26 protein-coding genes are annotated in these 22,857 nt (G+C 49.3%); 19 read left to right on the plus strand and 7 right to left on the minus strand.

Annotated elements, in window-relative coordinates:
- Positions 1–7: 7 nt before the first annotated feature.
- Positions 8–1,228 (minus strand): bifunctional succinylornithine transaminase/acetylornithine transaminase, encoded by a 1,221-nt coding sequence (locus BEN74_RS05610; RefSeq protein ID WP_068911174.1) that lies wholly within the window; start codon positions 1,226–1,228, stop codon positions 8–10.
- A gap of 70 nt (positions 1,229–1,298) precedes the next feature.
- Positions 1,299–2,570, minus strand: a complete 1,272-nt coding sequence (locus BEN74_RS05615; RefSeq protein ID WP_068911173.1) for a Glu/Leu/Phe/Val family dehydrogenase — start codon at positions 2,568–2,570, stop codon at positions 1,299–1,301.
- Positions 2,571–2,775: 205 nt separating this feature from the next.
- Between BEN74_RS05615 and BEN74_RS05620 the strand changes: the two genes are divergently transcribed.
- Both BEN74_RS05620 and BEN74_RS05625 read left to right on the plus strand, forming a co-directional pair.
- Positions 2,776–3,198, plus strand: coding sequence for an Lrp/AsnC family transcriptional regulator (locus BEN74_RS05620; protein ID WP_068911172.1), 423 nt, complete (start codon positions 2,776–2,778; stop codon positions 3,196–3,198).
- A gap of 182 nt (positions 3,199–3,380) precedes the next feature.
- Positions 3,381–3,755 carry a hypothetical protein gene (locus tag BEN74_RS05625; RefSeq protein WP_068911171.1) on the plus strand — a complete coding sequence of 125 codons (375 nt, stop codon included), beginning with the start codon at positions 3,381–3,383 and terminating at the stop codon, positions 3,753–3,755.
- Positions 3,756–3,835: 80 nt separating this feature from the next.
- On the opposite strand, the gene BEN74_RS05630 is transcribed toward BEN74_RS05625, so the two are convergent.
- The 3 genes from BEN74_RS05630 to BEN74_RS05640 all read right to left on the minus strand — a co-directional run bounded on the left by BEN74_RS05630 (position 3,836) and on the right by BEN74_RS05640 (position 5,834).
- A complete protein-coding gene (locus BEN74_RS05630) occupies positions 3,836–4,189 on the minus strand; it encodes a DUF1304 domain-containing protein (RefSeq protein ID WP_068911170.1) in 354 nt (117 codons plus the stop codon).
- Between the two features lie 61 nt (positions 4,190–4,250).
- Positions 4,251–5,228 (minus strand): zinc-binding dehydrogenase, encoded by a 978-nt coding sequence (locus BEN74_RS05635; protein ID WP_068911169.1) that lies wholly within the window; start codon positions 5,226–5,228, stop codon positions 4,251–4,253.
- A gap of 3 nt (positions 5,229–5,231) precedes the next feature.
- Positions 5,232–5,834 carry a TetR/AcrR family transcriptional regulator gene (locus BEN74_RS05640; RefSeq protein WP_068911313.1) on the minus strand — a complete coding sequence of 201 codons (603 nt, stop codon included), beginning with the start codon at positions 5,832–5,834 and terminating at the stop codon, positions 5,232–5,234.
- A 392-nt stretch (positions 5,835–6,226) separates the two neighbouring features.
- On the opposite strand from BEN74_RS05640, the gene mqo reads away from it, so the two are divergent.
- The 6 genes from mqo to BEN74_RS05670 all read left to right on the plus strand — a co-directional run bounded on the left by mqo (position 6,227) and on the right by BEN74_RS05670 (position 11,378).
- Complete coding sequence (gene mqo, locus BEN74_RS05645; protein WP_068911168.1) at positions 6,227–7,861, plus strand: malate dehydrogenase (quinone); 1,635 nt, start codon at positions 6,227–6,229, stop codon at positions 7,859–7,861.
- Between the two features lie 76 nt (positions 7,862–7,937).
- A complete protein-coding gene (locus BEN74_RS05650; protein WP_068911312.1) occupies positions 7,938–9,221 on the plus strand; it encodes an MFS transporter in 1,284 nt (427 codons plus the stop codon).
- A 55-nt stretch (positions 9,222–9,276) separates the two neighbouring features.
- Positions 9,277–9,753: a hypothetical protein gene (locus BEN74_RS05655; RefSeq protein ID WP_162898146.1), complete on the plus strand. Its 477-nt coding sequence runs from the start codon at positions 9,277–9,279 to the stop codon at positions 9,751–9,753.
- 317 nt (positions 9,754–10,070) lie between these two features.
- A complete protein-coding gene (locus tag BEN74_RS05660; protein WP_068911166.1) occupies positions 10,071–10,502 on the plus strand; it encodes a DUF2946 family protein in 432 nt (143 codons plus the stop codon).
- 203 nt (positions 10,503–10,705) lie between these two features.
- Positions 10,706–10,963, plus strand: coding sequence for a helix-turn-helix domain-containing protein (locus tag BEN74_RS05665; protein ID WP_068911165.1), 258 nt, complete (start codon positions 10,706–10,708; stop codon positions 10,961–10,963).
- 115 nt (positions 10,964–11,078) lie between these two features.
- On the plus strand, positions 11,079–11,378 hold the full coding sequence (locus BEN74_RS05670; RefSeq protein WP_068911164.1) for a NifB/NifX family molybdenum-iron cluster-binding protein: 300 nt from the start codon (positions 11,079–11,081) through the stop codon (positions 11,376–11,378).
- A gap of 218 nt (positions 11,379–11,596) precedes the next feature.
- Here BEN74_RS05670 and BEN74_RS05675 read toward each other — a convergent pair whose 3' ends face one another.
- Entirely contained in the window at positions 11,597–11,845 is a 249-nt protein-coding gene (locus BEN74_RS05675; RefSeq protein WP_068911163.1) for a hypothetical protein, read from the minus strand.
- A 396-nt stretch (positions 11,846–12,241) separates the two neighbouring features.
- On the opposite strand from BEN74_RS05675, the gene BEN74_RS05680 reads away from it, so the two are divergent.
- On the plus strand, positions 12,242–12,670 hold the full coding sequence (locus BEN74_RS05680) for a hypothetical protein (RefSeq protein WP_068911310.1): 429 nt from the start codon (positions 12,242–12,244) through the stop codon (positions 12,668–12,670).
- A 360-nt stretch (positions 12,671–13,030) separates the two neighbouring features.
- On the plus strand, positions 13,031–13,582 hold the full coding sequence (locus BEN74_RS05685; RefSeq protein WP_068911162.1) for an RNA 2'-phosphotransferase: 552 nt from the start codon (positions 13,031–13,033) through the stop codon (positions 13,580–13,582).
- Positions 13,583–13,668: 86 nt separating this feature from the next.
- Here BEN74_RS05685 and BEN74_RS05690 read toward each other — a convergent pair whose 3' ends face one another.
- Positions 13,669–14,448, minus strand: coding sequence for an IclR family transcriptional regulator (locus BEN74_RS05690; protein ID WP_068911161.1), 780 nt, complete (start codon positions 14,446–14,448; stop codon positions 13,669–13,671).
- Between the two features lie 246 nt (positions 14,449–14,694).
- Between BEN74_RS05690 and fahA the strand changes: the two genes are divergently transcribed.
- The 9 genes from fahA (at position 14,695) to BEN74_RS05730 (ending at position 22,784) form a co-directional block, all read left to right on the plus strand.
- Entirely contained in the window at positions 14,695–16,011 is a 1,317-nt protein-coding gene (gene fahA / locus BEN74_RS05695; RefSeq protein WP_068911160.1) for a fumarylacetoacetase, read from the plus strand.
- Positions 15,998–16,648, plus strand: coding sequence for a maleylacetoacetate isomerase (maiA, locus tag BEN74_RS05700; RefSeq protein ID WP_068911159.1), 651 nt, complete (start codon positions 15,998–16,000; stop codon positions 16,646–16,648). Before fahA ends, maiA begins: the two co-directional genes overlap by 14 nt.
- A gap of 21 nt (positions 16,649–16,669) precedes the next feature.
- Positions 16,670–17,245 carry a VOC family protein gene (locus BEN74_RS05705; RefSeq protein ID WP_068911158.1) on the plus strand — a complete coding sequence of 192 codons (576 nt, stop codon included), beginning with the start codon at positions 16,670–16,672 and terminating at the stop codon, positions 17,243–17,245.
- 31 nt (positions 17,246–17,276) lie between these two features.
- Positions 17,277–17,978, plus strand: coding sequence for a CoA transferase subunit A (locus BEN74_RS05710; RefSeq protein ID WP_068911157.1), 702 nt, complete (start codon positions 17,277–17,279; stop codon positions 17,976–17,978).
- Positions 17,979–17,981: 3 nt separating this feature from the next.
- Positions 17,982–18,638: a 3-oxoacid CoA-transferase subunit B gene (locus BEN74_RS05715; protein ID WP_068911156.1), complete on the plus strand. Its 657-nt coding sequence runs from the start codon at positions 17,982–17,984 to the stop codon at positions 18,636–18,638.
- Between the two features lie 270 nt (positions 18,639–18,908).
- Entirely contained in the window at positions 18,909–19,970 is a 1,062-nt protein-coding gene (hppD, locus tag BEN74_RS05720) for a 4-hydroxyphenylpyruvate dioxygenase (RefSeq protein ID WP_068911155.1), read from the plus strand.
- Between the two features lie 23 nt (positions 19,971–19,993).
- On the plus strand, positions 19,994–20,161 hold the full coding sequence (locus BEN74_RS19325; RefSeq protein WP_162898147.1) for a hypothetical protein: 168 nt from the start codon (positions 19,994–19,996) through the stop codon (positions 20,159–20,161).
- Positions 20,148–21,548: an amino acid permease gene (locus BEN74_RS05725; RefSeq protein WP_068911154.1), complete on the plus strand. Its 1,401-nt coding sequence runs from the start codon at positions 20,148–20,150 to the stop codon at positions 21,546–21,548. Before BEN74_RS19325 ends, BEN74_RS05725 begins: the two co-directional genes overlap by 14 nt.
- Before the next feature lie 30 nt (positions 21,549–21,578).
- Positions 21,579–22,784, plus strand: coding sequence for an aromatic amino acid transaminase (locus tag BEN74_RS05730; protein ID WP_068911153.1), 1,206 nt, complete (start codon positions 21,579–21,581; stop codon positions 22,782–22,784).
- Positions 22,785–22,857 lie beyond the last annotated feature (73 nt).

Consider the following 22,857-nt stretch of genomic DNA (forward strand, 5'->3'; position numbering starts at 1 on the left):
GAGAAGCCTACTTCTCGTTCACGAAACGGGCTAAAGCGCGGTCAAAGCGCTGCAGGCCTTCTTTAATCTGCTCTTCAGAAATGATTAATGACGGCGTAAAACGCACGACATTCGGGCCAGCCACCAGAGCCAGTAAGCCTTCCTGGCCGGCAAGGGTCACAATGTCCTTCGCCTTGCCTGCATATTCAGCTTTCAGCGCGCAGCCGATCAGCAGGCCTTGGCCGCGGATTTCTTCAAACAGGCCATAGCGCGCATTCAGCTCATTCAAGCCTTCAGCAAAAAGTTCCGCGCGGGCGCGCACGCCGTTCAGCACGTCAGGGGTATTGATAAACTCGAATACCGCGCTTGCCACTGCAGACGCCAGCGGGTTGCCGCCATAAGTCGTGCCGTGGTCGCCCACTGCAAACATGTTGGCGTATTTGTCGGTGGCAATCATCGCGCCAATCGGGAAACCGCCGCCCAAAGCTTTCGCTGTAGTTAAGATGTCAGGCGTAACTTCGGTGTTCATGTAGGCATACAGCGAACCTGTACGGCCTACGCCGGTTTGCACTTCATCAAAAATCAGCACAGCGCCGTGCTGGTCGCACAGTTCACGCAGGCCTTTCAGGAACTCAGGCGTCGCGGTAATCACGCCGCCTTCGCCCTGAATCGGCTCTACAATCACCGCGCAAGTGTCTGCATCAATAGCAGCGCGCGCAGCATCCAAGTCATTGAACGGCAGGTGCTGGATGCCTTCTGGCAGTGGCGCAAAATCCTGCGAATATTTCGGCTGGCCGCCCGCAGTCACGGTAAATAATGTGCGGCCGTGGAACGCGTTTTGAAAAGCGACAATTTTGTTTTTAGTGGCTGAACCTGAAAGCAGGCCGACCTTGCGCGCCAGCTTCAGCGCAGCTTCATTGGCTTCGGCGCCGGAGTTGCAGAAAAACACTTTATCTGCAAAGGTGCTTTCAACCAGCTGCTTCGCCAAATTCAGCACCGGCTCATTGGTATAGCCATTGCCGATATGCCAAAGCTTCTGGCCCTGTTCAGTCAATGCGTTCACCGCAACCGGGTGTGCATGTCCAAGAGCATTCACTGCAATGCCGCCGGCAAAGTCGATATATTCTTTGCCTGCCTGATCCCACAGGCGCGAGCCTTCGCCGCGCACAGGAATAAACTGCGCAGGCGCAAAAACAGGCACCATATACTGGTTAAAATCTTGGCGGTTCGGTTGAGTATTTTGGCTCATGGTGTATTCTTCCTTAAAAAATCTGGCGTTGCTGTTTCTTCAGTTCACGCGCAAGGCGCGGAATTTCCCCTTAACCCGGGAAAATTCCTCGCTCTTTACGCGCTTTCAAGATGCGTTCACACGCCAGAATGTAGGCTGCGGTACGCAGGCTGCAGTCTTTGGCGCCGGCTGTGTGCCAAACGTCTTCAACAGCTTTAATCATGAGCTTGTCCAAACGCTCATTGATTTCTTCTTCTGTCCAGAAATAGCTCGCCAAGTCCTGCACCCATTCGAAGTAACTTACGGTTACGCCGCCGGCGTTGCACAGCACGTCAGGCACAATTGTGATTTGACGCTCTAAAAGAATGTCTTCTGCATCTGGATAAGTTGGGCCGTTCGCGCCTTCCAGAACCAGTTTTGCAGTCAGGTTTTTCGCGCGTTCAGCAGTAATCTGGCCTTCCAAAGCAGCTGGAATTAAAATTTCCATCTCAACCGCCCAGAACGCTTCGTCTTCAATCAAAGCCGCGTCAGGGAAACCTGCTACACCTTTATGAACCGCAACGTATTCCTGCAGCTGCTTAACGTCCATGCCTTCTGCATTGAAGATCGTGCCGGTATGGTCTTGCACGCAGACCACTTTCGCACCGGCTTTGTAGAATAGGTACGCCGCTTCGCTGCCGACATTGCCGAAGCCTTGAATCGCCACGCGGCTGCCTTCAAGCGCCAGGTTGATTTTCTTGGCAACTTCCAAGCCCGTTACAAACACGCCGCGGCCTGTCGCACGGACACGGCCTAAAGAACCGCCCAGGTGCACTGGCTTGCCGGTGACTACGCCTGTTACGGTATGGCCTTTGATGCTTGAATAGGTATCCATCATCCAGCCCATAATGTCGGCATTGGTGCCTACATCCGGTGCAGGAATGTCCATTTGCGGGCCGATGATTGGGCTGATTTCGCTGGTAAAGCGGCGGGTCAGGCGTTCAAGCTCACGCGGAGACAGCTTGCGCGGGTCTACGCGGATGCCGCCTTTGGCGCCGCCGTACGGCAAATTTAAAACCGCAGTTTTAATCGTCATCCACGCTGAGAGTGCCATGACTTCGTTAAGTTCAACATCCGGATGGTAGCGGATGCCGCCTTTACCCGGGCCGCGCGACAAGTTGTGCTGCACGCGGTAGCCTTCGAAGTGCTGGATAGAACCGTCGTCCATCACAATCGGCACATCGACAATCAATGCGCGCTTCGGCCGCTTCAGGGTATTGATAAATGGAATCAGGTCGTCTTCCAGATAAGGCGCAACGCGGTTAATCTGAGCCAGATAAGTCTGCCATGCGCCACTATTGTCCATTTCATATGACAAAGACATTGATATTTCCCTTTTAAAATTTGGTGAATCACATCCATTAACAGCATCGGACAGGGCGCAAAATGAATACCGCCTCAGCTCGGTACTGCTCCATCTAACACCTTGTTCAATACGCATAGTATGAAAAATCAAATTGAATCAAAAAAGTTGTTATTTTGATTAAAATGGAATAAATTTTATCAATCTGCCAAGTGACAAAGTCAAAATGAACGAAACAGACAATCAAATCCTCGGTTTGCTGCGGGACAATGCCCGAATTTCCATTACCGATCTGGCCAGCAAAGTGCGGGTTTCGCGCGCAACGGTGCAAAAGCGCATTGAGCATATGGAAGCCAGCGGCATCATTACCGGCTATACCGTGCGCATTAAGCCCAGCGCGGAAAAAAACACCATCCGGGCATGGATGAATATTATGGTGGAAGGCACCAAGACCAGCGCCGTGGTGAAAGAGCTGCGGATTGACCCCGCCGTGCATACCCTGCATACCACCAACGGCAAGTGGGACCTGCTGGTGGAGCTGAAAACTGACAGCCTGGAAAGCTTTGACAAAACGCTGGAAAGGATTCGAACCATTTCAGGAATTTACAACACTGAAACCAGCATTTTATTATCCACCTATAAAACCTAAGCGGCGGGCAGCTTCCCTTCCCGCGCTTAAGCCTGATGCAGAAAAAAACAGCGTCTGGCCGGATAATTTCAAAAGAATCAGCCTGCAGCAGGAACAGGCCAGTAGACTTTTATTAAAAAATAAATGATAATCATTATCAATAAATGCTTTAAAATTTCAAATCTGCCCTTGAGGTGCACGCCATGCAACAACCGACTTTAGGCACCGAAGCCATCCGCGCATTTTTCACCCTGCAGTGCTGCTGGCTCAACAATGAAGAAATTTACCTTGAGCAAGGCTGCCTGCATTGCGGCGCGGCAGCCACCTACCTGATTTATTTCACCCATCCGCCCATTCAGAAATTAATGCTGGACTTTATTGCGCAATATAACTGCCATAACTCCCGGCGTTTAGACCTGCTGGATCTGCATGACTTTGAGCAGAACTATAATGAATTCCTGCAAACGCTGGAAAGCGCAGTGAATTTTTATGCCCGGCAGCATCAGGACATTCCGAGGAGTTTAGCATTTGAAAGCGTAGAGTCTATTTTTGAACGGCGCTTTTCCACGGCCTGCTGAACCTGCAGCGCAGGCATGCATCAAGGCTCAAGATTTCCAGCGCGGTGAGCATGCCTCACCGCGCGCTTTCCTGAACAGGGTTAAAGCAGATTGACCGCCAGCAGCGCCAATAAGGCAGGAACCGCCTGTATGTAAATAATTTTCTTGCTTGCAGTAAGCCCGCCATAAATTCCCGCAGCCAAGACACAGCCTAAAAAGAAATTCGCCAGCGCCAAGGCGTAAGCTTCCGGCGCCCATAAAGACCAGAATAGGCCGGCAGCCAAAAAACCGTTATAAAGGCCTTGATTCTGCGCCATGACTTTGGTCAGCCGGGCTTTTTCCGGAGTATTGCCAAAGGCCTTCAAGCCGTAAGGCTTGTCCCATAAAAACATTTCCAAAACTAAAATATAGACATGCAGCGCTGCGATCAGTCCGATGAGTATTTGTCCTATCATGCTGTTTTTCCTTTTTTATTATCTAAATACAGCCCAGCCTGCCGGCCGGGCTGCTCAAAGCTTAGGGCTTCAGCAGGACTTTGCCTTGGCGCGCGCCTTCAACCGCTTTCAATGCCGCGCTGTGAATCTGCTCAAAGCTGAAAACGCCTTCGACCGGCAGCGCCAATTTTTTCTGGGCAGCCAAAGTCAGCAGCTCCACAATCAAAGCCTTTTTGCGTTCCGCCGGCAGCTGCTGATTCACAGCGCTGGCCCAAAAGCCTTTCACCGTGGCCTGCTTAAAGATCAGGTCGCCGGATGCAATCTGCATGGCTTCCCCGCTCATGCTGCCGAATGAAACCAGCAAGCTGTTTTCGCTGAGCAGGGCCAGCAATTCGCCGCTGGCAGCGCCGCCAATCGAATCCACCCCGGCCATGAGCGGCTGACCGCCATGCATGGCTTTGACCTGCTCCCGCCAATCGGCCTGATCGGCGGCAACCACATGCTGAATGCCCAGCGCCTGCAGTTCAGCCACGGCACTGCTGCGGCGCACCAGATTAATCACCTGCTGGCCGCGGGCCTGCGCAATCATGGCAACGGTTTTGCCGACTGCGCCGTTTGCGGTGTTCTGAATCAGCCACTGCCCCGGCTGCAAATTGACAAAGTCCAGCAGCATTAAGGCGCTGATCGGCATCCCGATCAATTGCGCGGCCGTTTCATCATCAATCGCATCATTTAAAGGCACAACGCCTTGGGCCGGCGCAATAAAATATTCAGCCCAGCTGCCGTGCACCGCCGCCACCGCCACGCGCTGCCCAAGAGCAACGCCGCTGACGCCTTCGCCCAAGGCGTCAATTACGCCCACCGCTTCGCTGCCGCCAATGGCAGGCAATGCCGGCTTATAGCCGTAGTTGCCGCGGACAGTCCAGACATCATGATTGTGCATGGGTGACAGAATGGTCTTGATGCGGACTTCGCCCGCCTGCGGTTCAGGCTGCGGCATCTCTGCCAGCTGCAGCACCTCTGCAGGCTCGCCAAAATTACAATGAATAATGCTTCGCATGATTTATTCCTTTATCGGTTCTAACAGCTGCTGCGTGGTTTCCAAAGCTAAATACAGCGGCGCTTTGTCCTGCGCCAGTTTCGCCAGCAAGGCTGCGCCCAGCCACAGCTGATACATCACTTGGGCCATTTTGGCCGGGTCAATCCGCTGCGGAATTGAGCCTTCCTGCTGCCCTTCCCGCAATAATGCCGCGATCCGTTCCGTGAGCCTGGCCACGCCAAAATTCAGAATCTGGCGCATATCTTCCGACAGGTCTGAAACTTCGGCAGCCAGTTTTACAATCAGGCAATTTTCCGCCCAGCCGCCATGCACCGGGTCTTCAATCCACGCCTGCCACAGCGCCATCAGGCGCGCATAAGCGCTGCCGTCCGCCTGCTGCCAAAGCTGCTCTATACGGACTTTATAGTCGGCAATGTACTGCTCCAGCAAGGCGCAGCCAAAGGCTTCTTTCGAGGCGAAATAATGGTAGAACGAGCCTTTCGGCACGTCACAGGCGGTTAAAATTTCCTGCAGGCCCACACCGGCAAAACCTTTGCGCAATACCAGCTTAAAGCTGGTGTTCAAAATGTGCTGCCGGACCGCCGCACTTTTATCTGATCGTTTCATGCGCATACTATAATTCAATATTAGACCAGTCGTCTAGTAATTTTATGCTGCTTATTTCCCAGCCAATCGCGCAGTTCTGAACAGCCTGCTTTAAGGTACAGAAGCGCTGAATGCAGTGTTCATCATGTATTTTTATGCGAAGCGGCAAAACCATTTACAATAAAAATTACCAAGTCAATACATATTTAGTCTAAAATAACCTTTGAATGGAAATTCGCAGCGGAACTGAAAAATGCAATTGAGCGCTTCTTTCCAAGAGGCCATGCATTTCTCTCCCCTTCTGATGAACTTTTAGTTTTCCGCTACCTCCATCCTTTTCTCCTTTATTTTTGCTGTTATTCCCGATTCGCTCTAAAGCGATGCAAAAACCTGCTCCCTAAGGTAAAAATCGCATGAAAAAATTTCTAAAGTACCTCGCGGTATTCATCGTACTGCTTTTAATTGCAGTATTGATTTTTTTATTCAGGCCCACGGCGTCTAAAAAAGTCCAAACCGCCAATAATGAACAAGTTGTTGATGCCGTACTGGTCGGCGGCGGCATCATGAGTGCAACATTAGGCACTTATCTCAGCGAGCTGGAGCCGGATTGGCAAATCCGCATGTATGAGCGCCTTGATCAGGTGGCTCAGGAAAGCTCTAACGGCCTGAACAATGCCGGCACAGGCCATTCAGGCTTTATGGAAATGAACTATACCTCTGAAAAAGATGGGAAAATGGACATTTCTAAAGCGGTGAAAGTTGCCGAGCAGTTTGAAGTAGCAAAACAGTTCTGGTCATATCAGGTGAAACAGGGCGTTTTGGGCGAACCTAAAAGCTTTATCAACCCTGTGCCGCATATTGCCTTTGTCTGGGGCGATAACGTGAATTTTCTGGAAAAGCGCCATGCAGCCATGGTGAAAAACCCAATGTTCTACGGCATGAAATTCTCTGAAAATCCGGCCGAAATCAAGCAATGGGCGCCGCTGGTCATGACAGGCCGCGACGCCGCGCAGAAAGTTGCAGCGACACGCATGGATGTCGGTTCAGATGTCAACTACGGCGCAATTACCACGCAGCTGGTCAGCAACCTGAACAAGCAGTCCAATTTCAAGCTGCAGACTTCAACTGAAGTGACCGGGATCAGCCAAAACGATGACAAAACCTGGTCTATTTCGTTTACAAACCTGAAAACCGGCGCAACAGACCATGTTAAAACCCGCTTTGTCTTCATTGGCGCGGGCGGCGCAGCGGTTAAGCTGCTGCAAATGACCGGTTTGCCTGAAGCCAAGCAGTATGCAGGCTTCCCTGTAGGCGGCGTCTTCTTGATGACTGATAATCCGAAAGTGACTGCAGGCCATACCGCAAAAGTTTACGGCCGCGCTGAACTGGGTGCGCCGCCAATGTCTGTGCCGCATATTGACACCCGCTATATTGACGGCAAAAAATATGTGCTGTTCGGGCCATTCGCAACCTATTCCAACAAGTTCCTGAAGCAGGGTTCCCAGCTTGATTTATTAAAATCAACCACCAAGAACAATGTCCTGCCGATGACGGCTGTAGGCATGGAAAACCTTGATCTGGTTAAATATTTAGTCAGCCAAGTAATGATGACCGATGCCGACCGCTTTAATGAGCTGAAGAAATACTATCCGGATGCCAAGCCTGAAGACTGGCGCATGAACCAAGGCGGCCAGCGCGTTCAGATCATCAAGAAAGAGCCGGGCAAGCCTGCCAGCCTGCAGTTCGGCACGGAAATCTTCGCCTCTAAAGACGGCGCAGTCACTGCGCTGCTTGGCGCTTCTCCGGGCGCTTCGACTTCGCCTTACATCATGCTGAGCCTGCTTGAAAAAGCTTTCCCGCAGCAAGTGAAAGGCAAGTGGAATCCGAAGCTGCATGAAATTGTAACTTCGTACCAGCAAGAGCTGAGCACTAACCCGGTGCTGCTTGATCAAGTGCGCCAGGACACCAGCAAAACGCTGGGCCTGAACTACACGCCTATGGCTAAAGCAGCCAATGATGACACCGCTGCTGCCGCCAAAGCGCAGTAAAAATTACCTTCTTTAACAAAAGGATGAACTTCGGTTCGTCCTTTTGCTTTTCTCCCGCCAGCTTTTATTGATTTTTATGCCGCTTTCCCATTCCGGCGCTTTCCTTGCGTTCCGCTACCGCGATTTTTCATTGCTGAGCCTGAACCAGCTGTGCCTCTGCCTGGCTGTTCTGATTCAGGAAGTGGTTATCAGCTATTCGCTTTACCAGCTCACGCAGAACCCCTTAAGCCTGGGGCTGGTTGCGCTGGCCGAACTGATTCCATTTATCTGCCTGTCGCTGCTGGGCGGGCACTGGGCCGACCGCTTCAACCGCCAGAAAATCCTGCAATGGGGCTTCAGCTGCAGCGCGGCCATTCCGCTGCTGTTCATCGCCCTCTTTCACGCCTATCAGCAGCAGGCGATTCCGCAAGGCGCGCTGCTGCTGGGCATCTACAGCCTGATGTTCTGCTTAGGCATCTTGCGCGGCATCTACAGCCCGTCGTTCAATTCCCTGCGCCCCTTTCTGGTGCCCGAACATGCCTATGCCAACGCCTCTGCATGGACTGCAATGATTTGGCAGATTGGGGCAATTGCAGGCCCTTTATGCGCGGGACTGCTGTTCAGCCAGTTTGGCCTGGCAAGCGCGCTCTATTTTGTCTTCGCCCTATGCTGTGCCGGCAGCATTGCCCTGTATGCCCTAAGCGCGCGCGAATTCCCCAGGGCATCCGCGCAGCGCATGGCCGAAAGCTTGAAGGAGGCCCTGCTGTTTGCCTTAAGGCACCGGCTGATGTTCTGGGCCATACTGCTGGACCTCGCCACAGCGCTGTTTTGCGGCATTGCGGTTCTGCTGCCGGTTTTTGCAGAGGATATTCTGCATCAGGGCGCTGAAGGCCTGGGCATTTTAAGGGCTGCGCCTGCGGCCGGCTCCTGCCTGATGATGCTGTGCCTGACCCTCGTTTCGCCGATGCAGCATGCATGGCGCAATATGCTTATGGCAAGCTTGGGCATAGCCTGCTGCACGCTGGCTTTTGCGCTTTCGCCCTTCTTCTGGCTCTCGGCAGCCTTGCTGGCCGCAGTCGGCGCATTGGACAGCATCAGCATGGTGATCCGGCAGACCCTGTTCCAGCAGCTGCCGCCGAAAGCGCTTTTAGGCCGGGTCGCGGCCTTAAACGGCATTTTAGTCACTTCGGGCAATCAGTTCGGGGCACTGCACGCCAGCTTTATGGCGCGCTATTTCACTGCCGTGCCGGCAACGCTGATCGGCGGCGGCATTTGCCTGCTCATCGGCTGCGCAAGCCTGATGCGCACGCGCGATTTGCTCAAAGCGCCAGACAGCCATGACCGCTATGCGCTGCCCACTACGGAGAAGCAGTCACGATGAACAGCATCAGCCGGCCAATTGCAGGCCTTAACCGCATAAACGAGGATTGATTTTTATGGAAAAAGCAACCGGGCTGAGCAGCCGGCGCTGCCGGCAGCTATATTGCGCCACAGCTTGGCTGCTGCTAGCGTACTGCGCCTTGAGCGCCGCCTATTTTGCAGTTATTGGCGGAATGGCGTTTTATTTTTTTGCCGCGGTCATTTTAACGCTGCAGCATGCCGTTCTGATGCGGCCGGCTTCAAACCGGTTGATTTTGCAGTGCTCAGGGCTGCTGATTTTAGCGGCGCTGCTGTTTGGCGCTGCCGATTTGCACCTGTTCAGCGCTGCGGCGCTGCTCCCATCAATGATGCTGGCGCTATTAAGCATCAGCCGCTTAAATACAAATCCCAAAATTAGAATTTTGCTTGAAATCAGCTTTATTTTCAGCCTAATGCTGCTGACCTATACACAGCAGCATGAATTGAACGCACTGCAGGTCCATTATGCCAGCTTCAGCAGCGGCGAAACCTGGCAGCAGTTTGGCGCCCTGTAGAAACAGGCCTGCAGTTTTGCAAGCCAAGGACACGGCGCTCTGAATGCCTCTGTACCGCATGCGCTGAAGGATTGCCCGATGCGGCTTAAGCCCGATCTGAATGGCCGCTGAAAGCTTTTAAATGAAAGCGGGCTGCGCACAGAATCATGGGCAGGCCAATTAAAAGGTGGCTATTTTCTTATAAAAACTGCAGGCTTAATTAAAATTCCCAGTAAAAAGACTGCGCAGCGCATTGTTTTTTTAATTATCAAATTGTCTAATTTTTGTTATCATTAATGCATATATGATTTCCATAAAAGATCAGTTCAGTGCTTACGATGCTGGGAAGATTGCTTGGCTTATCTGCAATCCTGTTACAAATTGCTGTGTTCCTTCAGCCTTTACTGCCAGAAAACCGCCACGTTTCTTCTGTCTGTGAAACTATTGTTCAGGCGCTGCACCTGCAGCAAAGCGCAGTCAGCGCCGCGCTTCCGCATGCCAATCATCATGCGCTGTCAGATGCACAGCATCTTGAACATGCGCCTGAACAGCAGCCTCAAAGCCCGTATCATGCCCATCACGACTGCCAATATTGCCTCGTCTACAGCTATGCCCTGCCGCTGCTGGATACCAAGCTCAGCTATGTCCTAATCCGGATTCAGGCGCGCCTGCTCGCCTTCTCAGATAGCATCAGCCCGGCATTCTTCAAGCGCGGACTGCTGTTTTTTATTCCTCAGGGCCGCGCGCCGCCGCCGCTTTCCATGAGCTGAATGATTGAAAATTCAGCTGCCTGCTGCATTCCACCGCGCTTATAAGGCTGCCATATCCGCGCCGGTCTGAATGATCAAAACAGCCTGATCAGCGCAGCAGCCAAAAGCCGGATTGAACCCTGCTTTGCTTTGTGCAGGCGCCTTTATGGCGTACTGAGCATTTTTGAATTGATTACTTATTTGACTTTAAGGAGGAGACCGCAATGGATCTGCTTCAACACGGCAATACAGATACTGATGCAAATACAATCAGCGGCATAGATGCAGATTTAGCGCAGCAAATCGTAAGCGTCCGCCACGCGCTGAATATCTCTCAGACTGAGCTGGCGGCAAGGCTTTGCATTTCAGCCCGGACGCTGGAAAGCTGGGAGCGCGGCGTCCGCCACCCTTCCAGTTCAGCGCAGGCGCTGCTGAAGCTGTTTATCAAGTCGCCGCAGTTTGTATTTGAAAATCTGGCTTAAACGCACTGTGAACGGCGCTTCTGCACCGTTCACATTCCGCAAGCCTTGGATGACAGCCAAATTTTCTATAGATGAATGCTGATCAAAACAGCAGTTTTTTCTAAGGACACCGTTTATGTTTATTGTAATCACCTCTCAGAATAAGCGTACCATCACCCCGCATGCAGGGAAATGCCGGAAGTTCTGGCGCTATGAACTCAGCGGCAAAGAAATCATAGGCAAGCAGCTTATTGAGGCTGAGAAAGAAGACACTTTCTCTCAATCCGGCCTGATTCTGGACAGCCTGCGCCCCATGGATATTCTGGTGACTGCAGGCATGGGAGACAGACTGCGGGAAAAGCTAAGCAATATCGGGGTTCATGTCATGGTGACGCAGGAAACTGACCCGGATGATTTCATAAAAAGCTTAGGCTAGCTGAAAAACCTTTTTCAACTTAATCGATCTCTTGCGTGAGTCAAAATTTAACCGGCGATAAGCTTTGGTTTTTTAAAGAAATATCAAAGCCTGAAATAGTCAAAAATAATGCTTCTGCAAGAGGTCTGATACTTTCAATAGGGCTTAGGAAGCTAAAGAGGGTTTTGCCGGAGCAGTTTAAGCAGACTCAAGAAATGATCGTGCCGATGATTCAAGCGCTATTCCGCCTCCTTGCTCAAGTCAAATTGATTCAATTCAGCGATGCGATTAAGAGGAGATATTTCTGCGCATTGCACAGCTGTTTTTTTGCGTAATTTAATGAAAATAGTGTTGGCAGAACGTAAAGCGATCCTGGTAAGTTTGGCAGCATCTGTGACGGTGAAATCCGTGGTGAAAAAGCCAATGCGCTGCCTGAATTTTATTTCGCCAACTCCTGAACGGAAATAGCCTCTATTTTTTGCTTTCATATAAGCAAGTTACCCTGCCGTTTAATCTGCTTAACCTCCTCAGTTTCCTGGTTGAAAAAGGCTGAGATGCACAGTGGCGGCCTCAACATTACATTGCTGTTATTTTCAAAAATCAAATAATCGCCAGTGATCAACTTCTTTAAAATAAATATGAGATGCCTCTAAAAAATCAGAGGCTTGATCTTTTTTAAAAGCTCATTCAAATCCAAGTAGCAACCCCCAGAATAAGCTCAATTACAGCCAAGCTGCCTGTGGCAATACAAGGGGGACGCAGCCAGAAAAAGCACATTGCCTTAAATCAATTTTTAGCTGTTCAAACCAGTGAAATCACCTCAATCTGCTTGCTGTACTCATTTAAAGGTGGTCTCAGCGTATCAACTGATGGAAGGAAAAATCATGCCTTATATCCGCCAGACTTTGCTCGGACTTTGCATAGCAGCTGCCGCTCTAGGCATCTTTGCGCAAAGCACTGAAGAACATAAAACTCATCACCCAGAAAATGCGGCGCCGCCGGCTGCAGCTGTTAAAAATACGGCTGCTGGCACAATGGCTTCAGACAAAATGGCTGCAATGGACCAGCACATGAAAGCGATGCAGGCCATGCACAAAAAGATGATGGCTGCCAAACCTCAAGAGCGGCAAGCGCTGATGGCTGAGCACATGAAGCTCATGCAGGAAGGCATGGCCATGATGAAGCAGATGGGCAGCCAAAGCATGAATGCAAATATGGCTGAGCGTCAGCAAATGATGGAAAAACGCATGGATATGATGCAATCCATGATGCAGATGATGATGGACTGCATGCCTCCCTCTGCAGCGCAATAATCATCCATAAATGAGAGGGAAAAGCTAAGCAATGTCGGGGTTCATGCCATTGTAACGCAGGAAACGGCCCCGGATGGTTTCATAAAAAGTTTAGGCTGGGCAGAGCGGCCTTGCAGTAAATTGAAGCCGTTTCAATTGGTTGGCTCATTAAGCGTGGCGGCGGTTTTCAGCTTCGGCTGATTGCGCCGCCATGCTTCTATTTTTGTTCCATTCAGGTGAAGCAGCTGCCGCTGCTGTGTTTAGATGAGTCATCACCATGAATCAGCCTGTGTTAAACCTAAAATCGCCAAGGCTCACTCTGCAGCCTGCAGACCTGTATAATACGCCATTGATTCTTGTGACCCATGAAAATTGATTAAAATGAATGAAAAAGAACTCAGCAAATATTTAAGCTATATTTTAAGACACAAGCCCGAAGAAATTGGCCTTGAATTAGATTCTGAAGGCTGGGGAAATATTGCTGAATTAATCAAGAAATCTCAACCGGTTAATCATGCGCCTCTAAGTTGGGCAGCCATTCAAGCTGCCGTAACAAATAGCGATAAAAAACGCTTTCAAATTTCTGATGACGGTTTAAAAATCCGAGCTGTACAAGGCCACTCAACCGCAGCTGTCAATCTTAGTTTTGCAGAAAAAGCGCCTCCTGCTTTTTTATATCACGGAACAGCCCTGCGCTTTATAGAGTCGATAAAAGCGCAAGGCTTATTATCCCAAGAACGGCAGTATGTTCATTTAACTGAAGATCAGCAAACAGCAGAGTCTGTCGGTTCGCGTTATGGAAAAGTAAAAATTATCATCATAGATGCTTTAAAAATGCATAATGAAGGGTTCAAATTCTATCAAGCCGAAAATAATGTTTGGCTGGTAAACTCTGTTCCAGTACGGTACACAGACCTGGGGGATGCTGAATAGCCGCCGCGTTCCTATACCAGTTTCGCCTCTTATTGAATCTAGGCGCGAATAGTCTACATGTAAGCAGACTGAGCTATATAATACTGTCAGCTATGAGCAAGGTAGCGTGTTAAAGCCTGCGCTGTTTCTTTCAGCGCTTTAACCCGCGCATTTTCAAGATCAATAGGCAATTGTGATTCGCTGCCTAAGGCAGCTATGCAGAATTCAATTTCACCCTGCGCATTAAACACAGGCGCACAAACTGCATTCACGCCAACCAGCATATCGCCGGAAACGGTCGCTATGCCCTGTTCAATGAAGCTCTGCTTCATTTGCAGAAATTCAGCCCAATTGGCCGGATAAACCGGCTGCTGCTGCAATTGCTTCCGCTGCCATTCCTGTTCCAGTAGCGGCCGCACAATATCTTCAGCCATAAAGGCAGCATAAGCGCGGCCTGTTGCCGAATTCAGCAGCGGCATAATTGACCCGACTCTGGTAATGACTGAAACAGCTTGATTCGGTTCAATCCACTGCACAATTAAAGGCCCTTGCGAAGTCCATTTGCTGATCTGCAGCCCGCAGTCAATTTTACGGTGCAATTCATTGATCATCGGCTGCGCGGCTTGGATCGCATCGGTGCGCTGTATGCAGCTTAACCCCAATCTCCATGCCTGATCCCCCAGATCATAGCGCCCATCATCAATCTGCTTGGCATAATTCATGCGTACCAAACTCACCGCATAGCGGTGAACTTTTGCCGGATGCATTGACAACTTTTCGGCAAGCTCCTTCAGCATCATCGGTTTACGGCTGGCAATTAGCGCATCCAGTACGGTTAACCCCACTTCTAATGACTGAACTCCCGCTTGTATTTTTTCTTCTGACATTGGTCATTAACTCTCACTTTAATGCTTAGCATTCTACTCGAATCTTGCGGATTGCAAAGCTCACAAAAAAACGCCGGCTGGCCTTTTCGGAACAGCGCCTTCCGCCAGCAATTTCAAATTCAAAAATAATTACGAAATATATAATCAAATTACTTATTGCGTAATTATTTAAAATAAGTATGATTAAATCAATCGAAAAAATCCAGATTATTAAAATTGCCTTACTTCACGACAAGGAAGACTGAAATGACAAGCCAATTGAAATCATTTATTGAGGTTGCGCAAGACTCGGATTTTCCAATCCAGAACTTGCCTTACGGCATATTCAGCGAAACGGCTGGCGGCATGCGCCGTTCAGGCGCAGCGCTTGGCGAATGGGTAATTGACCTTGCTGCCCTTGAAGCGCATGGATTCCTGCAAATCCATCCGGGTGAATTGATTTTCAGCCAGCCAACGCTGAATAAATTTATTGATTCAGGCCAAGAACACTGGGCTAAAATCCGCGCTGAATTGCAGCATTTATTATCTGCCGATAACCCCACGCTGCGTGACAACCATGAATTGCGCAGTCAGGTCTTCTTTAAACAGGCAGATGTTAGCCTGCACTTGCCTGTCCATATTTCAGGCTATACCGATTTTTATTCTTCTAAAGAGCATGCCACCAATGTCGGCTGCATGTTCCGCGACCCTAAAAATGCCTTATTAGCCAACTGGTCTGAACTGCCTGTTGGCTATAACGGCCGCGCCAGCTCAGTCATTGTCAGCGGCACAGACGTGGTGCGCCCTTCCGGCCAAATCAAGCTGCCTGCTGAAGAGCGTCCAATTTTCTCAGCCTCCCACAAGCTTGATTTCGAACTTGAAACCGGCTTTATTGTCGGCAAAGCCAATACATTAGGCGAACCGGTCGCAATTGAAAATGCCTGGGATCACATCTTCGGCATGGTATTGCTGAATGACTGGTCCGCGCGCGATTTGCAGCAATGGGAATACGTGCCTTTAGGCCCATTCAACGCCAAAACCTTTGCCTCCTCCATTTCTCCATGGATTGTGACCATGGCAGCGCTTGAACCGTTTAAAACCAGTTCTCCGGTTCAGGAGCCTCAGCCGCTCGCCTATTTGCGCGAAGACCATTCCAGCAACAGCTATGACATTCATCTTTCTGTCGAAATTCAGGCCGAAGGCAGTGAGCAGGCAGATGTGATCAGCCAAACCAATTTTAAATATATGTACTGGTCTATGGCGCAGCAGCTCACCCATCACACCATTGCAGGATGCAATCTGCAAGTTGGCGATCTGATGGGTTCGGGCACAATTTCCGGCCCTGCGCCTGAATCTTACGGTTCACTGCTCGAAATTACCTGGAATAGCGCCAAGCCATTGCCCCTTAGCAATGGCGAACAGCGCAGCTTTATGCAGGACGGCGATACCTTAACTATGAAAGGCTATTGTGAAAAAGACGGCCTGCGCATTGGCTTTGGCGAAGTATCTGGCAAAGTGCTGCCTGCTGTTCAGTTTGACTTCGCTACGGATCATACCGGGGAGAAACTCAGTGAGGCTGTATAGCTACTTCCGCAGTTCTGCGGCGTACCGTGTGCGCATCGCCCTGAATTTAAAAAAACTCGAAGCTGAAGTTATTCCGATTCATTTGCTGAAAAATGGCGGTGAGCAGCATAGCGCTGCCTACCGTCAAATTAACCCAAGTGAATTGGTCCCGGCTTTGGTAGAAGCTGATGCTGAACAGAGTTTTGCCCTGACGCAATCGTTAAGCATTTTAGAATATTTAGATGAAAAGTTTACCGATACAGCATTGCTTCCCAAGGATATCCAGCAGCGCGCCCTGATTCGCGCCTTTAGCCAAAGCATTGCCTGCGACATTCACCCATTAAACAACTTACGGGTTTTGCAGTATTTAAGCGCTGCGCTGGAGGTTTCCGATGAGCAGAAAGCAGCCTGGTATGCGCACTGGGTTGAAGCGGGCTTTGCAGGCTTAGAGGCGCAACTGGAAAATTCCAATGGCCAGTTCTGCTTCGACAGCAGCGCAAGCTTTGCCGACTGCTGCCTGATTCCGCAAGTTTACAATGCATTGCGCTTCAATATTGATTTATCGGCCTACCCGAAAATTCAATCCATTTATGCCCATTGCAATACGCTGCCTGCATTCCAGAAGGCTGCGCCTGAAGCGCAGGCCGATGCAGCCTGAATTTTAAATAAGGATATTTATATGGCGATTCAAATCGAAAAAATCCACCACGTCGCTTACCGCTGCAAAGATGCCAAAGAAACGGTGGAGTGGTACAAAAAGAACCTCAACATGGATTTCATTTTAGCTTTTGCTGAAGATCATGTCCCATCAACCAAAGCTTTTGACCCCTATATGCATCTATTTTTAGATGCGGGCAACGGCAATGTTCTGGCTTTTTTTGAACTGCCGACTCAACCAGAAATGGGCCGCGATGAAAACACGCCGAAGTGGGTGCAGCACATTGCGCTTAAAGTGAAAGACCGCGCTGCCCTGCTGGAAGCAAAAGCGCATTTGGAAGCCAACGGCAACAATGTCTTAGGCGTGACCAATCACGGAATTTTCCATTCCATTTACTTCTTTGACCCAAATGGCCACCGTCTGGAATTGGCCTATGACGATGAAGCCGCCCCGGCCAAAATTGCCATGATTACCGAAGCCATGAAGCATGAAATGCTGGAGCAATGGTCACAAACCAAGCGCGCGCCCTCCCACACGCATTTCCTGCATGCGGCTGAACTGGACCAGCATGCCGGCGCGGCAAAGATAGGCGCTTAAGCCTTGGCTAAAACATGGAAGAATTTGAGTCATGAATAAAATTTTTGCAAGCGCGGATATGGCCTTGGCGGATATCGCGGCGGACAATCAAACGCTGGCGATTGGCGGTTTTGGCCTATGCGGGATTCCTGAGGCGCTCATCGAAGCGCTGAAAAATACCGGCGTGAAAGGCTTAACCTGCATTTCCAACAATGCCGGAGTCGATGATTTCGGTTTGGGCAAGCTGCTGCAAACCCGGCAGATCAAAAAAATGATTTCATCTTATGTCGGTGAAAATAAAGAATTTGAACGCCAGTATTTAAACGGCGAGCTGGAAGTCGAACTCACCCCGCAGGGCACACTGGCGGAAAAGCTGCGCTCAGGCGGCGCAGGCATCCCGGCTTTCTTTACTCAAACCGGCGTCGGCACATTGATTGCTGAAGGCAAAGAAGTGCGTGAATTTGACGGCAAGGAATACATTCTGGAGCCGTCACTCACGGCAGATATTGCATTAGTCAAAGCCTATAAGGCGGACAAAGCCGGCAATTTGGTCTTCCGCAAAACTGCGCGCAACTTTAACCCTGAATGCGCCATGGCGGGCAAAATTACCGTTGCGGAAGTTGAGCAGATTGTAGAGCTTGGCGAGATTGATCCGGATGATATCCATTTGCCGGGCATTTATGTCAGCCGCATCGTGGTGAATGCTTCGCCTGAAAAACGCATCGAACAAATGACTTTAAAGGCGGAGGCATAAAGCATGGCCTGGACACGCAATGAAATGGCGCAGCGCGCCGCCTTTGAACTGGAGGACGGCTTCTATGTCAATTTAGGCATTGGGCTGCCCACGCTGGTCGCAAACTATATTCCTGAACATATCAGCGTCTGGCTGCAGTCGGAAAATGGCTTGCTGGGCATTGATGAATTCCCCACCGCTGAAACTGTCGATGCCGACCTGATTAATGCCGGCAAACAAACGGTCACTGCCCGCAAAGGCGCTGCATTTTTTTCCAGCGCAGAATCTTTCGCCATGATCCGCGGCGGCCATGTCAACATTGCGATTTTAGGCGCAATGGAAGTATCGCAAACGGGCGACTTGGCGAACTGGATGATTCCGGGCAAGAAAGTCAAAGGCATGGGCGGCGCCATGGACTTGGTCGCAGGCGTACAGAAGGTTGTGGTGCTGATGGAGCATTGCGCCAAAGACGGCAGCCCTAAAATTGTCAGCCAATGCACCCTTCCCTTAACGGGAAAAGCTGCCGTAAACCGCATCATCACTGACTTAGGCGTGATGGATGTGACCGCGGAAGGCGTGAAATTGATTGAACTGGCAAAAGGCGTCAGCCTTGAGCAAATTCGAACAGCGACGGGCACAGCTTTAATTACCGCAGGCTTTGAAGCAGCTTTAGCCTCATGAGTTGGCAAGGGCGATTATTCTTAATTAAATTACGCATTAAGTAATTAAATTATGCATTGAATAATTTCAAAACCTTGCTATCATGAAGAAAGAATTATTTTTCCCGTTTTTATTATATCTTGAAGTCAAAGCGGAACGGGAAATGCAGAATTGGGCAAACGGATCTGTCATAGAAATTTTGTAATTTGATGCGGTTTTCCGTCTGTCTAAAATCAAGTTAATTTGAAAAAAACAAGCAATCGGATTGCTTAAAAAGAATGAGGATGTTGTATGAATGAGCTAGCCAACCCTTTGGAACTCTGCGGATTTGAGTTTATTGAATTTGTAGCTAAAGACAAGGAACTGGATGAAATTTTTCAAACGATAGGTTTCAGCAAAGTCGCCAAGCATAAATCCAAAAATGTGTATTTATGGCGCCAAGGCAATATTAATATTATTCTCAATTATCAGCCTGAATCCGCAGCCGCTTATTTTTTCAAAGAGCACGGCCCTTCCGCATGCGCAATGGGCTTTAGAACCAAAGATGCAGCCAAGGCATTTCATAAAGCGGTTGAATTGGGCGCAGAGCCTATTTACTCAAAAATCGGCCCTATGGAATTGAACATTCCTGCAATTAAAGGCATTGGCGGATCGCCGATTTACTTGGTCGACCGCGACATTTACCAAAGTGATTTCATTTTCTTTGATGATGCGCCTGCGCATCCAGCCGGAACTGGCTTAAAGGAAATCGACCACTTGACGCATAATGTCTACAGAGGGCGCATGCAGTATTGGGCAGACTTCTATGAAAAGATTTTCAATTTCCAGGAGATCCGCTATTTTGACATTAAGGGTGAATATACCGGCTTAACCTCAAAAGCCTTAACCGCGCCGGATGGCAAAATCCGCATTCCGCTGAATGAAGACTCAGAAAAAGGTAATGGTCAAATTGCCGAATTCCTAAACGATTTCAATGGTGAAGGCATCCAGCACATTGCATTCATTACCGATGACCTTATCGGCACATGGGATAAGCTGAAAGCGCTGGGCGCCAAATTTATGACGCCGCCGCCGAACACCTATTATGAAATGCTTTCAGAGCGCCTGCCCGGCCACGGCGAACCGACCGAAGAGCTGCAGAAGCGCGGCATTTTATTAGACGGCAATACACAAAATGAAGACAAGCGCTTGTTGCTGCAGATTTTTTCAGAAAATATGCTCGGCCCTGTATTCTTTGAATTCATTCAGCGCAAGGATGATGACGGCTTTGGCGAAGGAAACTTTAAAGCCCTATTTGAATCGATAGAGCGCGATCAAATTAAGCGCGGTGTTCTGAATATTTCAAATGCCTGACATTTAGGCCAGCATGATTTCTTATGCGCCTGAAGGCATGGGCGCATAAGAAATTTATAGATGATTTGAATCATTTTAATAAAATTTCTGATACTGCTCTGATCATTCAGCAGAATAAAAATAAAAAAGCATTGATCGCCATACAGGGCACTGTCTCAACATGGATGAAGATAGAAAATGCAGCAAATTGAACAAGGAAACCTCAAGAAAGGTTTAAGCAACCGCCATATCCAGCTGATTGCGCTGGGCGGCTCGATCGGCACAGGGCTGTTTCTCGGCATTGCGCAGACCATCAAACTCGCAGGCCCGTCTGTAATTCTCGGCTACGCCATTGCAGGGCTGATTGCTTTCTTAATGATGCGCCAATTAGGCGAAATGATTGTTGAAGAGCCTGTCAGCGGCTCATTCAGCCATTTTGCCTACAAATATTGGAGCAAATTTGCAGGCTTCATGTCCGGCTGGAATTACTGGGTATTAAACATTCTGGTCTGCATGGCGGAATTAAGCGCCATCGGCTTGTATATTCACTATTGGTGGCCCGAAATTCCAACCTGGGTTTCAGCATTGGGCTTTTTCATTTTCATTAACGTCATCAACCTTTTGCATGTAAAGCTGTTTGGTGAAATGGAATTTTGGCTCGCAATCATTAAAGTGCTGGCGATTATTGCCATGATTGCATTTGGCAGCTATTTATTGGCGAGCGGCAGCGGCGGTTCACAATCCAATATCCAAAACTTATGGGAATTAGGCGGGTTTTTTCCTAATGGCGTAATGGGCCTGGTCATGGCGATGGCAATGATCATGTTTGCTTTTGGCGGGATTGAACTGGTCGGCATCGCCGCCGCAGAAACCGATAATCCGCAGAAAACGCTGCCGAAAGCGATTAATCAGATTGTCTACCGCGTCTTATTATTCTACATCCTCAGCCTGGTGGTTATTTTATCGCTCTATCCATGGAATCAAATGGCGCAAGGCGGAAGCCCTTTCGTGCTTATTTTTGATTCTTTAGGAAGCCAAACCGTTGCGACTATTCTGAATTTTGTTGTATTGACCGCGGCCGTTTCTGTTTACAACAGCACCAACTACTGCACCAGCCGCATGCTGCTAGGCCTGGCTCAGCAAGGAAATGCGCCTAAATTTTTAAGCAAGATCAACCCGCGCGGAATTCCGGTAAATGCGGTTATGGTTTCGGCATTCTTTACCCTGCTATGCGTACTGATCAACTACCTCTTTCCTGAAAAAGCCTTCAGCCTGCTCATGATGCTGGTCGTCGCCGCAATCGTGATTAACTGGGTGGTCATCTCATACACCCATTTGAAATTTAAAAAGCATATGATTCAAATGAACGCTGCAACCCAGTTTCCAAGCATCTTCTACCCTTTCAGCAATTACTTATGCATTGTATTCATGTGCGGCATTTTAGTCATTATGAGCCAAACTCCCGGCATGCATATCGCTGTATTGATGATTCCGGTCTGGATTTCAGCGCTGCTGATTGCCTATTTCTTTAAGACTAGAAAAATAAGCGCCAATCAGTTAGTTTCAAAAGATAAAATCCGCTCCATACCGAAAGCTTGATTTAGGCACTATACAACAAAGGATATATTGATGTTTCAGCATGTTGACACTTATGCAGGTGATCCGATTCTTTCCTTAATGGAAGAGTTTGGCAAAGATGAACGGACACAGAAAGTCAATTTAAGCATTGGGCTTTACTACAATGAAGACAGCATTGTTCCTCAATTAAATGCCGTTAAAGCCGCCTACAAGCAGATTGAGCCGGCCAATGACAAGGTAAAGCTGTATCTGCCGATGGACGGCTTAAAGTCTTACAATCAGGCGACGCAGGCTTTGGTTTTAGGGCAAAACAGCGCAGCGCGCCATGCCGGCCGCGCGGTCACCATTCAGACTTTAGGCGGTTCCGGCGCGCTTAAAGTCGGCGCAGACTTCTTAAAAAAATATTTTCCCGAATCGGATATTTGGGTCAGCCAGCCGACTTGGGAAAATCATATTGCCATTTTTAATGGCGCGGGAATCAACTCCCACTTCTACCGCTATTTTGACGCAGCCACCAACGGCGTCGATATTGAAGGCATGCTGCAGGATTTAGAACAGCTGCCGGCCAAAGCGGTTGTTCTGCTTCATCCATGCTGCCACAACCCTACAGGCGCAGACTTAACGCCTGATGAATGGGATCAAGTGATTGCAGTCTTGAAACAGCGCGACCTGATTCCATTCCTGGACATCGCCTATCAAGGCTTTGGCCAAGGCTTGGAGCAAGACGCTTACGCGATTCGCGCTTTAGATCAATCAGGCATGAATTTCATTGTCAGCAATTCCTTCTCTAAAATTTTCTCGCTTTACGGCGAGCGGATTGGCGGATTGACCTTTGTCTGTGACGACCAAGCCACTGCGCAGAAAGTTTTAGGCCAGCTCAAGGCCACGGTACGCCGCATCTATTCCAGCCCGCCGACAACCGGGGCTTTAATTGTAGATCAGGTGTTAAATAATGCTGCATTGACTGAAACATGGCAGGCGGAATTGCAGGAAATGCGCGAACGCATTATTCGCATGCGCCAAATTTTAAATGAGAAATTAAGCCATGCAGTGCCTGAACGCGACTTCAGCTATCTGGTAAAGCAGCAGGGAATGTTCAGCTATACCGGCTTAAGCGCTGAACAGGTTGATATTCTGAAAGATCAGTATGCCATTTACCTGCTCCGCAGCGGCCGGATGTGCGCTGCCGGTTTAAATCTGAATAATATTGATTATGTTGCAGATTCAATTGCAGAAGTGATTAAAGCCACGGTTTAATCAGCGCCTATTGCCATTTTATGATGGCAATCAAATACAGAGATAAGCTAGGGCAATGGAGCTTTTGCAGTTC

This window comes from Acinetobacter sp. WCHAc010034, assembly GCF_001696615.3.
Taxonomy (GTDB): domain Bacteria; phylum Pseudomonadota; class Gammaproteobacteria; order Pseudomonadales; family Moraxellaceae; genus Acinetobacter.

Coding starts and splice junctions, on each gene's coding strand:
- BEN74_RS05610 (WP_068911174.1), bottom strand. CDS start 1,228: ATGAGCCAAAATACTCAACCGAACCGCCAAGATTTTAACCAGTATATG.
- BEN74_RS05615 (WP_068911173.1), bottom strand. CDS start 2,570: ATGTCTTTGTCATATGAAATGGACAATAGTGGCGCATGGCAGACTTAT.
- BEN74_RS05620 (WP_068911172.1), top strand. CDS start 2,776: ATGAACGAAACAGACAATCAAATCCTCGGTTTGCTGCGGGACAATGCC.
- BEN74_RS05625 (WP_068911171.1), top strand. CDS start 3,381: ATGCAACAACCGACTTTAGGCACCGAAGCCATCCGCGCATTTTTCACC.
- BEN74_RS05630 (WP_068911170.1), bottom strand. CDS start 4,189: ATGATAGGACAAATACTCATCGGACTGATCGCAGCGCTGCATGTCTAT.
- BEN74_RS05635 (WP_068911169.1), bottom strand. CDS start 5,228: ATGCGAAGCATTATTCATTGTAATTTTGGCGAGCCTGCAGAGGTGCTG.
- BEN74_RS05640 (WP_068911313.1), bottom strand. CDS start 5,834: ATGAAACGATCAGATAAAAGTGCGGCGGTCCGGCAGCACATTTTGAAC.
- mqo (WP_068911168.1), top strand. CDS start 6,227: ATGAAAAAATTTCTAAAGTACCTCGCGGTATTCATCGTACTGCTTTTA.
- BEN74_RS05650 (WP_068911312.1), top strand. CDS start 7,938: ATGCCGCTTTCCCATTCCGGCGCTTTCCTTGCGTTCCGCTACCGCGAT.
- BEN74_RS05655 (WP_162898146.1), top strand. CDS start 9,277: ATGGAAAAAGCAACCGGGCTGAGCAGCCGGCGCTGCCGGCAGCTATAT.
- BEN74_RS05660 (WP_068911166.1), top strand. CDS start 10,071: ATGCTGGGAAGATTGCTTGGCTTATCTGCAATCCTGTTACAAATTGCT.
- BEN74_RS05665 (WP_068911165.1), top strand. CDS start 10,706: ATGGATCTGCTTCAACACGGCAATACAGATACTGATGCAAATACAATC.
- BEN74_RS05670 (WP_068911164.1), top strand. CDS start 11,079: ATGTTTATTGTAATCACCTCTCAGAATAAGCGTACCATCACCCCGCAT.
- BEN74_RS05675 (WP_068911163.1), bottom strand. CDS start 11,845: ATGAAAGCAAAAAATAGAGGCTATTTCCGTTCAGGAGTTGGCGAAATA.
- BEN74_RS05680 (WP_068911310.1), top strand. CDS start 12,242: ATGCCTTATATCCGCCAGACTTTGCTCGGACTTTGCATAGCAGCTGCC.
- BEN74_RS05685 (WP_068911162.1), top strand. CDS start 13,031: ATGAATGAAAAAGAACTCAGCAAATATTTAAGCTATATTTTAAGACAC.
- BEN74_RS05690 (WP_068911161.1), bottom strand. CDS start 14,448: ATGTCAGAAGAAAAAATACAAGCGGGAGTTCAGTCATTAGAAGTGGGG.
- fahA (WP_068911160.1), top strand. CDS start 14,695: ATGACAAGCCAATTGAAATCATTTATTGAGGTTGCGCAAGACTCGGAT.
- BEN74_RS05705 (WP_068911158.1), top strand. CDS start 16,670: ATGGCGATTCAAATCGAAAAAATCCACCACGTCGCTTACCGCTGCAAA.
- BEN74_RS05710 (WP_068911157.1), top strand. CDS start 17,277: ATGAATAAAATTTTTGCAAGCGCGGATATGGCCTTGGCGGATATCGCG.
- BEN74_RS05715 (WP_068911156.1), top strand. CDS start 17,982: ATGGCCTGGACACGCAATGAAATGGCGCAGCGCGCCGCCTTTGAACTG.
- hppD (WP_068911155.1), top strand. CDS start 18,909: ATGAATGAGCTAGCCAACCCTTTGGAACTCTGCGGATTTGAGTTTATT.
- BEN74_RS19325 (WP_162898147.1), top strand. CDS start 19,994: ATGCGCCTGAAGGCATGGGCGCATAAGAAATTTATAGATGATTTGAAT.
- BEN74_RS05725 (WP_068911154.1), top strand. CDS start 20,148: ATGCAGCAAATTGAACAAGGAAACCTCAAGAAAGGTTTAAGCAACCGC.
- BEN74_RS05730 (WP_068911153.1), top strand. CDS start 21,579: ATGTTTCAGCATGTTGACACTTATGCAGGTGATCCGATTCTTTCCTTA.